The organism is Salana multivorans (assembly GCF_003751805.1).
GTDB classification, from domain to species: Bacteria; Actinomycetota; Actinomycetes; order Actinomycetales; family Beutenbergiaceae; genus Salana; species Salana multivorans.
In genome coordinates this window covers 186,853-201,679 of the sequence record NZ_RKHQ01000002.1, presented here as the reverse complement: position 1 = coordinate 201,679, position 14,827 = coordinate 186,853, and the positions used below count along the sequence as shown (strand labels likewise).

The following is a 14,827-nucleotide window of genomic DNA, read 5'->3' as shown; positions in this document are numbered from 1 at the left end:
TCCTGCGGTTCCGGGTGACTACTGGACACGCTTGAAGGGCTCGTACCCGCCGGGCTCGGCCGTGCGCGGGGTGAGGACGAGCACGCCGTGCGGCTCGAGCTCCACCTCCACCATGCCCTGGACCGGGTGGAGCCGGGCGCCCGAGCCGAGCGCGTCGACCAGGACGTGCATGAGCTTGGAGTCGACGAGCTGGACGAGCTCGGTGACGGGCTCGTCGCCCGGGTTGGCGAGGACGACGACGGCGTCGGCCACCCGGTCCGTCGAGCGCTCGAACCCGATCAGCTCGTCCGTGTCGAGCCAGCGCAGGTCGCCGACGCGCAGCGCGCGGCGCGTCCGGCGCAGCTCGACGAGCCGACGGGTCAGGACGAGCCACGGGTTGTCCGGCGTCAGCAGGTCCCAGCGCATCGGACCGCGCATCTCCGGGTCGTCGCCGCCGGTCATCCCGACCTCGCTGCCGTAGTACACGACCGGGCTGCCGGGCAGCGTGTGCTGCAGGACGCGGGCGAGGCGCTGCGCTGCCGGGTCGGGCACCGCGTCCGGCAGGCGCGCGGTGTCGTGGTTGTCGACGAACAGCCACGAGCGGAGCATGTGCTCGTAGTCGGCGTCGGCGTAGACCCGGGCGAGGATCCGCTGCGCGTGGCGCGCGCTGAGCCGGCCGTTCGCCAGCTCGACGAGCACGCGGCGCAGGTTCCAGTGCAGGAGGCCGTCCAGGGGGCCGAGCCACTCCGGGGCGTACGCCGAGACCTCACCGACCGTGAGCGAGCCCGGCTTCTCCGCGTGCGCGGCCCGCGTGAGGTCCTCGAGGAAGCGGAAGCCGAGGTCGGAGGCGACGTCGAGCCGCCAGCCGTCGACGCCGTCGCGCAGGTAGCTGCGCACCACGGAGTTGGGCCTCGTCCACAGGTAGTCCGTCACGGCCGGGTTCTCGTGGACCAGCTCCGGCAGGCTCTCCGCCAGCGCCCACGCCCGCACGCCGCCCGGGAACCGCTCGCCGAACTCGAACCAGTCGCGGTAGGGCGAGGCCGGGTCGGCCTCGGCCGCGCGGAAGATCGGGTTCGCCCGGCCGACGTGGTTGAACACCCCGTCGAGCACGAGCCGCATCCCGCGGCCGTGCAGGTCGTCCGCGAGCCGCGTCACGTCCTCGCGGCTGCCGAGCCACGGCGCGATCCGCAGGTAGTCGATCGCGTCGTACCCGTGGTTGGTCGAGGCCTCGCAGATCGGGTTGAGGTAGAGCACGTCGGCACCGAGATCGGCCACGTGGTCGAGCCTGTCCCGCAGGCCGGCCAGGTCCCCGCCCCAGAAGTCGATCTCGTGGCTCCACAGCCGCACGTCCTCGACGTACTCGCCCTTGGTCGGCGTCTCGTCCCACGCGTGCAGCCGCTTCGGCGCCTCGTAGAGGTGGCGTCGGGCGTCGAGGTCGGCGGGCGGCGCGAACCGGTCGACCATCACCTGGTAGACCACCGCGCCCTGGCGCCAGTCGGCCTCGCGTTCCTCGTACCGGCCCGCGCGGGCGCGATCCTCGGCGTTGGCGTACCGCGTCGACCGGTCCTGCTCAGTCATCCCACGCCCAGTCGCCGGCCTCGAGCCGCAGGACGTGCGCGCCGACCGCGGTCGGCAGGACGAGGTCGCCGCCGTCCCGCGTCGCCGTCTCGCCCGCGAGGCTCTCGGGGGTCAGCCCGTCGGACAGGCCGAGGGTCGCGGCGGGGAGCCGGACCGGGCGGCCGGTCGCGACGTTCGCGGCCTGCTCGTCGTCCGCTCGCACGCTCGGGCGGACGACGTGGACGAGGACGACCTCGTCCGGGTGCTCGCGCAGGAACGTGAGCGAGTCCTCCCCCGCGTCGAGCCAGCGCAGGCCGCCGCGGCGCAGCGCCACGTGGTCGCGCCGCAGCGCGACCCAGGCGCGGTAGGCGTCCCAGGTCGGCGTGTCCCACACGCCGGTGTCCCACGGCATCGGCGTGCGCGCGTGCTCGCCGTTCGCGCCCGTCAGCCCGATCTCGTCCCCCGCGAAGACGGACGGCACGCCGGGCATCGTCATCTGGAGGGCGAGCCCGAGCAGGTGGCGCGTGCGTCCCCTCCCCTCGACGTCGACCCAGCCGTCCGTCCCGCCGCCGACGACGGTGCGGAACCGGGGCGTGTCGTGGGAGTCGAGGTGCAGGGTCGAGGCGCTCTGCGCCGCCCACGACATCCGGGCGTGCACGTCGCGCATCGTCCCGACCGCGCTCGTGGCCGGCAGCACCGGGATGTCGATCGGCAGGCCGAGGAAGTCGAGGCCGTGCGGGACCGCGTCGTCGTCGACGCCCGTCCGGGCGCCGCCGTTCAGCCACACCCACAGGGGCCGGGTGAACCCCTGGTAGTCCATCGTGCCGTCCCAGCCGTCCCCCACGAGGTCGGCCGAGGCGTCGTGCCCGTGCTCGGCGAGCAGCCAGGCCTCGGGGTTGACCTCGTGCATCGTGCGGCGGATCCGCCGGGCGACGTCGTTCGCGAGGTCGTCGCCGCCCATCCGGCCCGTCATGTTGGCGACGTCGATCCGCCAGCCGTCGAGGCCGGCCCGCAGCCAGCGGGCGACGATCGAGTCCCCGCCCTCGTAGAGGCGGCGGCGCAGCTCGGGGTTGGCGTGGTCGAGCTTGGGCAGCGACGGGATGTCCCACCAGGCGACGTAGTCCTCCGGGTGGGAGCGGAACCGGTAGAAGCCAGCCTCGGGGCTGGCGGCGTCGGCCTGCGCGGCGAGGAACCACTCGTGCCCGGCCCCGGTGTGGTTGGTCGTGAGATCCCCGAGCACGCGGATGCCCCGCGCGTGCGCCGCGACGATGAGCCGCTCGAGGGCCTCGTCCCCGCCGAGCACCGGGTCGACGCGGTCGAACGACACGGCGTCGTAGCGGTGGTTGGACCGGCCCTCGAAGACCGGGGTGAGGTAGAGGACGGTCGCCCCGAGCTCCTCGACGTGGTCGAGGTGCTCGATCACGCCGTCGAGGTCACCGGCGAACCAGTGGTCCTCCACGTGCTTTCCGCCGTTGCGGACGGGACCGGACCACTCCTGGCGCACGGCCCAGGCCGGCGTCTCGCGGTCGGCCGCCGCGGCCGAGGCGGCGTAGCGGTCGGGGAAGATCTGGTAGGCGACCTGGTCGGGCACCCACGCCGGGGGCACGTCGTCGGCGCGGACGACGAAGTCCCCCGCGTCGGACAGGTCCCGGTCGAACAGCCCCTCGGCGTTGAGCCAGTGGTAGCTGCCGTCCGTGCCCGAGAGGAAGAAGCGGTAGCGCGTCGTGCGGTTGACCAGGACGAGGTCGACGTGCCACCAGCGACCGCCGGGGCCGCGCGGGCCGGGGACGGCCGCTGTCAGCTCCGGCTCCCCGTCGCGGACGGAGCGCAGGACGACGTGCTGCGCCGCCTCCGCCCCGTCCTCGCGATCAGGGACGAGGATCCGCAGCCGCACCACCTCCCCGAGGGCTCGAGTGGTCGGGTCGACGTAGGCGGCTGACCCGTCGTGGTGCGGACTGCGGATCGAGGTCACGAAGCTTCTAGCCCTTCACGGAACCGGCGGTGATGCCGCCGACGATGTACTTCTGGAGCCACTGGAACAGGACGACGACCGGGATCGAGACGACGAGCGCGGCGGCGCAGAACCAGCCGAGGTTGGCCGACCGGTCCGAGGTGAGCACGCCGTAGAGACCGACGGCCACCGTCTTGACCCCGTTGGAGCGCAGGAAGATCGACGCCAGGAGGAACTCGCCGATGACGCCGGTGAGTGCGAGCAGGCCGTTGATGACGAGGATCGACTTCACCAGCGGCATGATGACCGTCGCGTAGACGCGGAAGTGGCCGGCGCCGTCGATCTTCGCCGCCTCGTCGAGCGAGTCGGGGATCGAGTCGAAGATGCCCTTCATGAGGAACACGCCGCCGAGCGCGCCACCGAGCATGACGAACGTGTAGCCGGCGAGGGAGTCCAGACCGAGCCACGGCACGATGTCGCCGATGATCCCGAACATCCGGAACAGGGCGACCATCGTGAGGATCCCGGGGAACATCTGGATGAGCAGCAGCGCGAGCAGGCCGCTACGGCGTCCCTTGAACCGCATCCGGGAGAAGGCGTAGGCCCCGAACGACGAGAGCAGCGAGTTCACCGTCACCACGACGAGCGCGACGAGCAGCGAGTTGCCGAACCACTTGAAGAACGGCCGCGCCGGGTTGTTGCCGAGCGACTCGAAGTGGGTGAACGAGATCTGCTTCGGGATGAGGGACGTCGAGGAGACCGACCCGATCGGGTTGAGCGAGGCCGAGACGATGTAGAGCAGCGGGATCACGACGATGACGGTGATGCCGATGCCGACGACGTAGCGCCAGCCGAGCTCGCGCCACCAGCGCGCGCCCTTGACGACGTCGCGCGACGGCTTGTCCAGGACGATCGAGGGCTGACGATCGGTGGTTGTCGTAGTCATCTCAGTAGATCTCCTCGAGCTTGCGCGTGCCGCGGAACTGGATGGCCGCGATGACGGCGGTCAGGATGAACAGGAGCACCGAGACCGCCGAGGCGAACCCGATCTGTTCCCCGACCCCGCCGAAGGCCAGTCGATAGGTGTAGGACACGAGGATGTCCGTGCCGCCCGCCGTCGGGTTGTCGGCCGTGAACGGGCCACCCTGGGTGAGGAGCTGGATCGCGTTGAAGTTGTTGAAGTTGAACGCGAACGAGGCCACCAGCAGCGGCGCCGTCGAGACCAGGACGAGCGGGAAGATGATCCGCCAGAACTGCGAGACCCCCGTGGCGCCGTCGATCGATGCCGCCTCCTTGAGCTCGGAGGGGACCGACTGGAGGGCGCCCGTGCAGATGAGGAACATGTACGGGAAGCCCATCCAGAGCTGGGTGAGCAGGACGGCGGCCCGCGCCGAGAACGGCGATCCCTGGAGCCAGTCGATGTTGAGCCCGAGCAGGTTGTTGACGAGACCGAAGTCCCGGTTCCAGAACGAGGCCCACACCATGAGGAGGATGAAGCCAGGGATCGCGTACGGAAGGATGATGACCGAGCGGAAGAACCGCAGGAACCTCAGCCGGTCGTCGTTGAGCGAGATCGCCAGGAGCAGCCCGACGAAGTAGGTCGACGCGACGACCGTGACCGCGAAGACGAGCGTCCACACCGCGATGCTGAGGAACGGTCCGGTGATGCGCGAGTCGGTGAACAGGCGCTTGTAGTTGAACATCCCTACGTCCTCACCCCAGGACTGGTTCGACAGGCGCGTGCCGTCGTCGGCCGTGAAGTAGGAGCGGTCACCCGTGCCGGAGCGCTGCGGGGTGTAGACGACGCCGGTGTCGACGTTGGTGATCGTGTCCGCGTCCTCGTCGTAGAGGAGGGGCGTGCGCATCTCCATGGCGTTGAAGCCCTGGAGCTTGATGACCGTGTCCTCGCCGGCGGGGACGACGAAGCCGTCGAGCGGGCCGCCACCGGCGGTCAGCGGGTTGATCTCGTTCTTGGTCAGGAGCGTGTAGCCGGGCGCCTCGGTGATGACGCCGTTCTCGACGACGGCGTCGTCGAGCTCGACGAGACCCTCCGGGTCGCCGGCGTAGGCCTTGTCCGTCGCCTGGTCGACCAGGAGCAGGCTGAACGGGCCCGTCGTCGTCGAGCCCTGGGTGCCGACGGCCGTGGTGAAGGTCCGCGCGTCCGGGGCCGGGACGGCGGCGTTGCCGAGGATCGTCGCGACGGCCTCCGCCTTGGTCGAGCGCGTGCCGTCGCCGTAGTTCGTCGTCGACGTCTGGATGGTCAGCAGGATCGGGTAGATCGTGAGGACGATCAGCAGGAGCGCGCCGGGCAGGAGGTACTTGAGCGGGACCGCGCGGCCGGTGAGGTACACCGCGACGATGGAGATCGCGATCGCCCAGATCGCGACGAGGAAGAACCAGTTCTCCAGGGCGATCAGGGTCGGCGTCAGCACGATCGCCGCCGAGAGGACGAGACCGAGACCGATCACCTTGGCGATGAGCACGGCGGGCGTGGGAGCGAGGATCTTGAGCGGGTGCTCCCCGGGCTGACGCCTGCGGGTCGGGGGCGCGGAGGTAGAGCTGACTGCCACGGCGACACTCCAGTGTGTAGGCCGATCCGTACGCCGGATCGGATGTGGGCTCTGTGGAACGGACGACGGAATGCGTGACGAGCGTCGACGACGGACGTCGGAGTGCCATGCCCGTCACTCGCGCGGCTGCGCGCGCTCCGCAGCGACGGGGACATGGGCCGGCCCCGGTGGCCGGAGGCGTGCGCCCCCGGCCACCGGGGCTCGGGCTCAGGAGGCGGCGATGGCCTCTTCCATGGCCTTGGCGGCGGCCGCCATGGTCTCCTTGACGTCAGCCCCACCGATGATGGAGTTCCACGCCTGGCCGGCCGGCGACCAGACGGCGTCCATCGCCGGGACGGCGGGCATCGGCTGGGCGGCCTGGGCGGCGGCGATGAAGATCGCCATCGACGGGCTCTCCGCGCCGGCCTTGTCGGCGATCTCGTTCATCGCCGGCGGCTGGGCCAGCTCGTCGAACAGGACCTGCTGCGCCTCGGCGGTGTTGAGACCACCCGGGGCCGTGCTGGTGACGAAGTCCTGCGCGTACGCCTTGTTCTTGCCGTTCGAGGCGACGTAGAACTGGTTCACCCCGAGGAACGGCGTCGCCGGGTTCATCCCCTCGAAGCCGGGGACGGGCTGCATGGTGAAGCCGTCGTCGCCGAACGTCGAGCTGATGTCGTTGTAGTTCCACGGACCGGAGACGAAGCAGCCGGCCTTGCCGTCGAGGAAGATCGAGGCGGCGTTCGTGCCGTCGATCGACGTCTTGAGGACGCCGCTGCCCGCCTCGCCGAGCGTCGCGATCTTCTCGGCGGCAGCGACGCCGGCCTCGGACGCGAAGCCGAGGTCGGAGACGTCCCAGACGCCGTCGTTGTAGCCGAAGATGTACCCGCCGGCCGACGAGTACAACGGCTGCATGTGGTAGGCGTCCGACGTCTGGAGCACGAGCGGCGTGTCCAGCGTGGCGCCCGAGCCCTGGGCGGCGGCGATGGCGGCGTCGATCGTGTCGAACGGGGCGCCGGGGGCGGTCTCGTTGTTGCAGTACAGGACGAGCGACTCCATGCCGTAGGGCACGGCGTAGAGCTGGCCGTTGTAGGTCGCGGCGGCGACGGCCTTCTCGTTGTAGCCGTCGAGGCCGGCGACCTGCAGGGGCTCGACCGCGCCGTTGGCGACGAGCTGGCCCAGCCAGTCGTGCGCGCCGACGATGATGTCCGGGCCGTTGCCGGCCTGGTTCGCCGTCACGAAGTCCTTGCGGACGTCGACGATGGTCTGGACCGTGACGGTGATGTCGTTGGCGGCGCCGTAGGCGTCGGCGACCTTCTGGACGGCCTCGGAGCGCACGGCGTCGGCCCAGATGACCAGGTCGGCGTTGGGGTCGCGGACGGCCGGGGCCGAGGACTCCTCGCCACCCTCGGCCGGCGTCTCCTCCGCCGAGGCGGTGTCGTCGGCGGTGGGGGTCTCGCTGGCGTCGGTGCCGCCGCCCGAGTTGCCGCCGCAGGCGGCGAGCAGCAGGGCCGCCGACGCGATCGCAGCGGCCGAGATGAAGCTCTTACGCATGTAACTCCTCCGGTTTCCGGTGGTCAGGCGCCCGCCTCGTTCCCCGATGGACGAGGCGCCCGTGGCGCCTGCGATGCTCGTCACAGTAGTGCAAGTTTCTGCAACGGTCGCGGACGGCGACAAGCACCGGGTAAACCGTGACCTAATCGTGATCGTCCCGCAACAAGCCGCGGATTTCAAGCCCTGAACCACCCCGGGGAGCCGGAGGAAATAAGGCCTGCCCGGCCGAACCGTTTGCAGTATCGTTGCAACATCGAGACAGTCGGTCCCACGAGACCGGCCCAGTCGGCACAATGTCGGCCGAGGCACGCACCCGTGCCAGTCACCGTTGAGAGGGGGCTCGATGACGAGCACGGACGAGCAGCCGCGCACCCGGCTGGCGGATCTCGCGGCGCTGTCGGGGGTCAGCACCGCGACCGTCTCCCGGGTGCTCAACCGGCGTCCCGGCGTCGCCGACGCCACCCGGCAGGCCGTCTACAACGCGATGGACATGCTCGGCTACGAGCGCCCGCGCCGCAGCCCGTCGCAGTCCGCCGGTCTCATCGGGCTCATCGTCCCGGAGCTGTCCAACCCGGTCTTCCCCGCGTTCGCTCAGGCGATCGAGACGGCGCTCGCCCACCACGGCTACACGCCGCTCCTGTGCACGCAGACGGCGAGCGGCGTCTCCGAGGACGAGTACGTCGAGACGCTGCTCGCCGCGAACGTCGCCGGCATCGTGTTCGTCAACGGGCTGCACGCCGACTCCCAGGCCCCGACCGCCCGGTACGAGCGCCTCGTCGAGCTCGGTGTCCCGTTCGTGCTCGTCAACGGGTACCGGGAGGAGCTCCAGGTGCCGACCGTCTCGGTCGACGAGGTCCTCGGGATGGACATCGCGGTCCGCCACCTCACCGCGCTCGGCCACACGCGGATCGCGCTCGCGGTCGGGCAGGAGCGGCTGGTGCCGTCGATGCTCAAGCGGCAGGGGTTCGTCACGGCGATGAAGCGCTACCTCGGCCCGACGGCCGAGCACCGCGTCATGACGTCGCTCTTCACGGTGGAGGGCGGCGAGGCGTCGGCGTGGGCGCTCATGCGCGAGGGGGTCACGGCCATCATCTGCGGCAGCGACCTCATGGCGCTCGGCGCCGTGCGCGCCGTCACCGCCGCCGGGCGGTGCGTTCCGGAGGACGTGTCGGTCGTCGGCTTCGACGACTCGGTGTTCCTCGGCTTCACGGACCCGCCGCTCACGACGCTGCGCCAGCCCGTCCCCGGGATGAGCCAGGCCGCGGTCGACCTGCTGCTGCAGTCGATCCGCGGTCGTACGCAGGCGACCGAGCTGCGGTTCGCGCCGGAGCTCATCGTGCGCGGGTCGACGACGACGGCCCCCGCCGGCGGCACCGACCGGTCCTGACCCGCGGCGTCCCGGCCGCGCGGCACCGGGCTCACGCCGCGGCGCTCAGCCCGCGGCGCTCACGCCGTGGGCCGCGCGTCGGGTGCGAGCGCGACGACGGCGAGCGACGGAAGGACCAGCTCGGCGACACCGTGCTCGTCCACCGCCACGACGCCGCCGACGCACTCCCCGTCGACCACGGGACCGGCGCCGAGGTCGCAGTAGTCCCCGGCGGGCAGACCGGTCGCGAGCCGGACGCTCGCCTCGTCCCGCGAGCCGTTGGCGGCGAGCACCGCGTCGCCGCGGTGCAGCGTGAGCACCCGGTCGGTCGTCGTCGCGTCCTCGACCGGCGCCCCGTCGGCCGCCCGGCGCCACTCGACCATCCCCAGCACGGCGTCCCAGCGGTGCTGGCAGATCCAGTCGCCGTTCTCCCGCTCGACGTCCGGCCCGACCTCGCTCGCGCACTCGGCGCCGAGCACGGCCCCCTCGGCGTCCTGGTTCGGCCCCAGGTCGCGGTCGAGGTGACCGAACTCGTAACCGGAGAGGATGACGGGGGTGCCGTAGGGGCTCGCCAGCAGCAGCGCCATCGCGAGCTGGTAGCGCTCGCCGTCGCGGAAGCTGAGCGTCGTCCCGTTGCGCTCGGTGTCGTGGTTGTCGACGAAGACGACGGCGCCCTCGCTCGTCAGACCCGTGTTCGCCCCGTCCGGGTGGACCACCTGCTCGAGCGTGCCGCCCGTGACGGCGCCGGTGAGGAACCCCGCGTAGTAGAAGTCGAAGACGCTGCCGATGTCGGCGTAGTCGGCGGGCTGGATCGGCTCGCCCCGCGAGCCGATCACCTCCTGCATGACGATCGTCCCCTCGGGGAGCGGCTCGAGGATCGCCGCGACGTCCTCGGCCGCGATGTGCTTGGCCGCGTCGATCCGGAACCCGGCGACGCCGAGGTCGAGCAGGTCCTCGAGGTAGCCGCGGATGCTCGCCTGGACCTCGGGGTCGGCGGTGTCGAGGTCGGCGAGGTTGACGAGCTCGCAGGTCTGGACCTGGGCGGCGTCGGAGTAGTCGGCGATGTCGTCGTTCGGCGCGAGACCGCAGTGGTGGAAGTCGTCCTCGGTGTAGAGACCGGGGTAGGAGTAGTGCTCGTAGGGACTGCCGGCCCAGCCCGTGCCGGGCGCGTCCTGGCCGGTCATGTGGTTGACGACGGCGTCCGCGATGACGTCGACGCCGGCCTCGCGGCAGGCCGTGACCATCGCGGCGAACTCCTCGCGCGTGCCGAGGCGGGACTCCACGAGGTAGGACACGGGCTGGTAGGCGGTCCACCACGCCTCGCCGAGGACGTGCTCCTGCGGCGGCGACGTCAGCACCCAGCCGAAGCCGGCCGGGCCGAGCACGTCCGTGCACTCGCGCGCGATCGAGTCCCAGGTCCACTGGAAGAGCTGGACGCCGACGTCGCGCCCGTCCGCGCCGGGAGCGCCGTCCGTCGATCCCGAGGGTGACGACGGCGCGCACGCGCCGAGCCCGACGGCGGTGAGGGCGAGCGTGAGCAGGGCGACGAGCCGGCGGCGAGGCATGCGACGACGCTACCCGCGCCCGGTGCCGTCCGCTCTGCGCGGATCGGTCGCGGCCGCTCGGTGCTCGACGCGGCGCGTCCCGGACGACACGCCGCGTCGACGAGTGTGGCGGGCCCCGCGATCCGCGGAGAGCGGACGCCGGGCGGTGTCAGCCGCCGGAGACGCTCAGCTCGGCCTCGGCCAGCAGCGTCGCGAGCCGATCGTCGATGTCAGGCGAGGTGAGCCAGCCGTCGGGCAGCGCCGGGGTCCGCGGGCTGCCCGCCCGGCCGCGCTGCCCCTCGGCCGCGGCGCCCGGGTAGGGGGCGTCGAGCTCGAGGGCCGCGGTCTTCTCGTCGAGGTCGGCGAGCGAGTCGACCATGGCGAGGGCGCGCCGTGCGTCGCCACCGGCGGGGTACCCCTTGAGGTACCAGGCCATGTGCTTGCGCAGCTCGCGCAGCGCGCGGCCCTCCTCCCCCATGTGCTCCACCATGAGCTCGGCGTGCCGGCGCAGCACCCGCGTCACCTCGCGCAGCCCGGGCCGCACCCGCAGGTCGCTCCCGGCGAAGGCCGCCACCAGGTCGGTGAACAGCCACGGCCGCCCCTGGCAGCCGCGCCCGACGACCACGCCGTCCGCCCCGGTCGACTCGACCATCTCGAGGGCATCCTCGGCCCCCCACACGTCGCCGTTGCCGAGCACGGGCACGGTCCGGACGGCCTCCTTGAGCCGCGCGATCGTCTCCCAGTCGGCCTGGCCGGAGTAGTGCTCGGCGGCCGTGCGCGCGTGCAGCGCGACCCAGGCGACGCCCGCGCGCTCGGCGATCCGGCCGGCGTCGAGGTAGGTGAGGTGGTCGGCGTCGATGCCCGTGCGCATCTTGATCGTGACGGGCACGTCGTACGGGGCAGCCTCCTCGACGGCGCCGCGGACGATCGCGTCGAACAGGTCGCGCTTCCACGGGAGGGCGGCACCGCCGCCGCGGCGGGTCACCTTCGGGACCGGGCAGCCGAAGTTGAGGTCGACGTGGTCGGCGCGGTCCTCCGTCACGAGCATCCTGACGGCGGCCCTGACCGTCGCCGGATCGACGCCGTACAGCTGGATCGAGCGCAGCTTCTCCCCCGGCGCCGCCTGGATGAGCCGCATCGACTCCGGCGTGCGCTCCACCAGCGCGCGCGACGTCACCATCTCCGAGACGAAGACGCCCTCGGGCACGTCGGTCGCGTGGATCGCCGGCGCGTCGTCGGCCGACGGCAGGCCCGCGAGCGCCGCCTCCTGGCAGAGCTGCCGGAAGGGCGCGTTCGTCACTCCCGCCATCGGCGCGAGGACGACCGGGGTGCCGATCGTGTACCGGCCGAGCTGGAGCGTCACCCGGCGATTGTCCCATCCGGGCCGGGGGCTCGTTCTCGGCTGGCGCTCGCCCCCGCGCTGGCGATCAGGACGGCGAGCATCGTCGGGTGGCTCCACCGGGGCCGCTCGACCGTGGCAGCCGGGCTGTCCGGTGCGTCGGAGGTGTCAGGGTCCGAGGGTCCCGCCGCCGTCCCCGGCGTGCCGGGCGGCGGCGTGCCGGGCGGCCCTGGAGGGCGCTCGCCGCGGTCCTGCGGCACCTCAGCAGCCGATCTGCTTGACCGTCCCCGAGACGTTCTTCCAGCCGCCCGGGTCCTGGGCGGCCACGAAGATGACCCCGTTGAGCGCGACCACCACGCCGCTGCTGCGGGCGTTGGCGATGGAGCCGACGGACGGGAGCGCGGTCACGCTGTGGCTGCCGCAGGTCGAGAACGTGAGCTTGCTGCCGGTCAGGTTCGAGCCGCTGTACGCGCAGTACTTCCCGCTGGCACAGCTCCCGACGGCTGCGAACGGCGTGATCCCACCGACCGCGTCGGGGGCGAGCGTCAGGACGGTGGCCCCGCCGTCCCACGACACCTCGTTCCACGCGGTCTGGGTGCCGCCGTGCTCGGCGATCACCGCGTCGACCAGCTGCTGCACGGTGCCGCGGGCGACGGCACCGGCCGGGCCGGCGGCTGCCGCGGCCGAGCAGCCGACGGCCAGGGCGGCCGCCGCGATCGCCGCGGCAATGACACGTCTCATCAGTCGTTCTCCCAGGTGTGGTACTCGACGACGGCGCCCGTCGCCACGTCGGTGCGGTCGCTGCCCGTGTAGGTGGTCTCGATCGCGAGGACGGCGCCCGACTCGGGATCGAGCAGGATCGCGTTGACGAAGTCGTCGGCCGATCCCTGCGCCTCGATGACGACGGCCGGCCGGTCCAGCCGGTCGGTGGACAGCCCGGCGACCTTGAAGTCGGGCAGGGTCCCGATGAAGGTGACGAGCGCCGCGGCCTGCGCCGCGTCGAGCCGCTGCTCGTTCAGCAGCAGGTGGATCGCGTGGAAGGCCTCGTCCGCGCTCCCGGACACGTCGCGACCCAGGCCGCGGGAGAGGAACGCGCCGAGCGCCGCGGCGTCCGTCGGGGCGGGCTCGTCGAACACGAGCTGACGCTCGAGCCGGCCCTCCTCGCGCGTCCACAGCAGCGTCCCCGGCGCCACGTCGCTCGACGCCGGCGTCCCGGCCGAGTCGTACGGCTCGCCCGCGCGGACCGTGGTCAGGACGGATCCGTCGGGCCGGAGCGCGATGGTCCAGACCTCCGGCTGCACGACCGTCGCCGCCGGGTCGACCCGGCCGCCGTTCTCCTCCATCGTCAACACCCAACTGTCGATCGTGATCGTCTCCGTCGCACCCTCGTCGACGGGCTGGTCCGGGACCGCGGCCGCCCTCGCGGCCAGGTCGTCGAGCACCTGCGGCCCCGGGACCGCGAGCTCGTGCACCACCAGCGGGGGCGGCGTCGCGGTCGCGGCGGACGACGGGGCGCCCGGCCAGTTCAGGACGACGCCCGTGAGCACCGCGAGCCCGCCCGCCAACGCCAGCAGCGACCACCGGTGCCCACGGCGCGGCTGGCCCGGCGTCCACCGGGGGGCGGCGACCGCGCTCGCCGCGCGTACCGGGGCCGGCGAGCCCGTCCGGCCGGTCGAGCCGACCGGCGCCTCCGACATGAGCAGCTCGGCCAGCTCGCGCTTGGCGCGGTCGGACAGGGGCAGGTCGCGGTTCCCGCTCATCGGTCGCGCCGCACGCAGCAGGCGCTCGACCTCACGGTCGTCCATCACGTACCTCCCCCTCGAGCGATGCGAGCGCCGCCGCGAGCCTCGTCCGCAGCCGGGCGCGGGCGCGGTGGAGCCGGACCCGGACCGTCGCCGTGCGGCAGCCGAGGATCGCGGCGATCTCGTCCGGACGCAGGTCCTCCCAGAACGCCATGTAGAGAAGCTCGCGGTCCCGCTCGTCGATGGCGGCGAGCTCGCGCCGGACGACGACGCGGGTGTCGATCGCGCCGTCGTCGTCCCGGACCAGGGCGAGCAGCTCCTCCTCGGCGCCGGTGATCGGCGCGCGCGACCGTCGGCGGTACTCCGTCCCGACGACGTTCCGGAGCGTCTGGTAGACCCACGGGAGGGTGATCTCGCCGGTCTCCTGGTAGCGCAGCCAGGCGACGCGGAACACCTCGGCGGTGACGTCCTCGGCCTCGTGGAGACCACCGAGCCGCTGCTGCGCAATGGTCAGGACGAGGCGGTAGTGCTCCCGGTAGAACACGACGAACGGATCGGGCACCACGCCACCTCCGTCCTCGCGAGCGCTCCTACCCGGTCTATTGCCGCGGACCCCGGTTTCGTTACACCCGGGTTCCGCGGCCCGCGCCGGGCCGGCAGCCGATCGCTACGGGCGCGAACCCCGCACCCGGGACAGCAGCACGATGGCCATGGTGGTGAGGACCGGGCCGAGCACGAGGGTGGCGACCTCGGCCGGCATCACCCGCCCGCTGTTGCCCGGCTGGTCCGCCAGATCGAACTCCACGCTCCACGTGACCCAGCCGGCCGCGAACAGGATCACACCGGCGACCATCGCGACGACGCACAACCGGCGGACCGACCGCACGACCTGGTCGGCCGGGGCCCGTCCCATCCCGGACAGCAGCATGGCGGCCATGGTGGTGAGGACCGGGCCGAGCACGAGGGTGGCGACCTCGGCCGGCATCACCCGCCCGCTGTTGCCCGGCTGGTCCGCCAGATCGAACTCCACGCTCCACGTGACCCAGCCGGCCGCGAACAGGATCACACCGGCGACGATCGCGACGACGCACAACCGGCGGACCGACCGCACGGAGCTCTCCGGGGGCGCTCCCGGGAGCAGGCTCGATGTGCTCGTGGACACCACGGTTGCCTCCATCCGTCGACCGGAACAGTCTCTCAGTCTGCGACCGGTCGCGACGTCCCGCACCGCGATCGAGCAGGTCCGAGT

At 72.4% G+C, this 14,827-nt stretch carries 12 protein-coding genes; 1 reads left to right on the top strand and 11 read right to left on the bottom strand.

The window, feature by feature from the left end; genetic code table 11:
• Positions 1 to 18 precede the first annotated feature (18 nt).
• The 5 genes from EDD28_RS13165 to EDD28_RS13145 all read right to left on the bottom strand — a co-directional run bounded on the left by EDD28_RS13165 (position 19) and on the right by EDD28_RS13145 (position 7,587).
• Entirely contained in the window at positions 19 to 1,557 is a 1,539-nt protein-coding gene (locus EDD28_RS13165; RefSeq protein WP_123740248.1) for an alpha-amylase family glycosyl hydrolase, read from the bottom strand.
• Positions 1,550 to 3,508, bottom strand: coding sequence for a glycoside hydrolase family 13 protein (locus tag EDD28_RS13160; protein ID WP_123740247.1), 1,959 nt, complete (start codon positions 3,506 to 3,508; stop codon positions 1,550 to 1,552). Before EDD28_RS13160 ends, EDD28_RS13165 begins: the two co-directional genes overlap by 8 nt.
• Before the next feature lie 7 nt (positions 3,509 to 3,515).
• The gene (locus EDD28_RS13155) at positions 3,516 to 4,433 is read right to left on the bottom strand and encodes a sugar ABC transporter permease (RefSeq protein WP_123740246.1); all 918 of its coding nucleotides are present in this window, start codon (positions 4,431 to 4,433) and stop codon (positions 3,516 to 3,518) included.
• A 1-nt stretch (position 4,434) separates the two neighbouring features.
• On the bottom strand, positions 4,435 to 6,057 hold the full coding sequence (locus EDD28_RS13150) for an ABC transporter permease subunit (protein ID WP_245968082.1): 1,623 nt from the start codon (positions 6,055 to 6,057) through the stop codon (positions 4,435 to 4,437).
• A gap of 207 nt (positions 6,058 to 6,264) precedes the next feature.
• On the bottom strand, positions 6,265 to 7,587 hold the full coding sequence (locus tag EDD28_RS13145; RefSeq protein ID WP_123740245.1) for a sugar ABC transporter substrate-binding protein: 1,323 nt from the start codon (positions 7,585 to 7,587) through the stop codon (positions 6,265 to 6,267).
• A gap of 343 nt (positions 7,588 to 7,930) precedes the next feature.
• Between EDD28_RS13145 and EDD28_RS13140 the strand changes: the two genes are divergently transcribed.
• Positions 7,931 to 8,974: a LacI family DNA-binding transcriptional regulator gene (locus tag EDD28_RS13140; RefSeq protein WP_123740244.1), complete on the top strand. Its 1,044-nt coding sequence runs from the start codon at positions 7,931 to 7,933 to the stop codon at positions 8,972 to 8,974.
• Positions 8,975 to 9,033: 59 nt separating this feature from the next.
• Here the strand turns inward: EDD28_RS13140 and EDD28_RS13135 are convergent, their stop codons facing one another.
• From EDD28_RS13135 to EDD28_RS13110, 6 genes are all read right to left on the bottom strand, one after another.
• Positions 9,034 to 10,518, bottom strand: coding sequence for an alpha-amylase (locus EDD28_RS13135; RefSeq protein WP_123740243.1), 1,485 nt, complete (start codon positions 10,516 to 10,518; stop codon positions 9,034 to 9,036).
• A gap of 148 nt (positions 10,519 to 10,666) precedes the next feature.
• The gene (gene dusB, locus EDD28_RS13130) at positions 10,667 to 11,806 is read right to left on the bottom strand and encodes a tRNA dihydrouridine synthase DusB (protein ID WP_123740905.1); all 1,140 of its coding nucleotides are present in this window, start codon (positions 11,804 to 11,806) and stop codon (positions 10,667 to 10,669) included.
• A 291-nt stretch (positions 11,807 to 12,097) separates the two neighbouring features.
• Positions 12,098 to 12,577, bottom strand: a complete 480-nt coding sequence (locus tag EDD28_RS13125; protein ID WP_123740242.1) for a peptidase inhibitor family I36 protein — start codon at positions 12,575 to 12,577, stop codon at positions 12,098 to 12,100.
• Positions 12,577 to 13,641 carry a hypothetical protein gene (locus EDD28_RS13120; RefSeq protein WP_123740241.1) on the bottom strand — a complete coding sequence of 355 codons (1,065 nt, stop codon included), beginning with the start codon at positions 13,639 to 13,641 and terminating at the stop codon, positions 12,577 to 12,579. The genes EDD28_RS13125 and EDD28_RS13120 overlap by 1 nt, the downstream gene beginning before the upstream one ends.
• Positions 13,628 to 14,140, bottom strand: coding sequence for an RNA polymerase sigma factor (locus tag EDD28_RS13115; RefSeq protein WP_170169491.1), 513 nt, complete (start codon positions 14,138 to 14,140; stop codon positions 13,628 to 13,630). Before EDD28_RS13115 ends, EDD28_RS13120 begins: the two co-directional genes overlap by 14 nt.
• 105 nt (positions 14,141 to 14,245) lie before the next feature.
• The gene (locus tag EDD28_RS13110) at positions 14,246 to 14,740 is read right to left on the bottom strand and encodes a hypothetical protein (protein WP_148059625.1); all 495 of its coding nucleotides are present in this window, start codon (positions 14,738 to 14,740) and stop codon (positions 14,246 to 14,248) included.
• Positions 14,741 to 14,827: the final 87 nt, after the last annotated feature.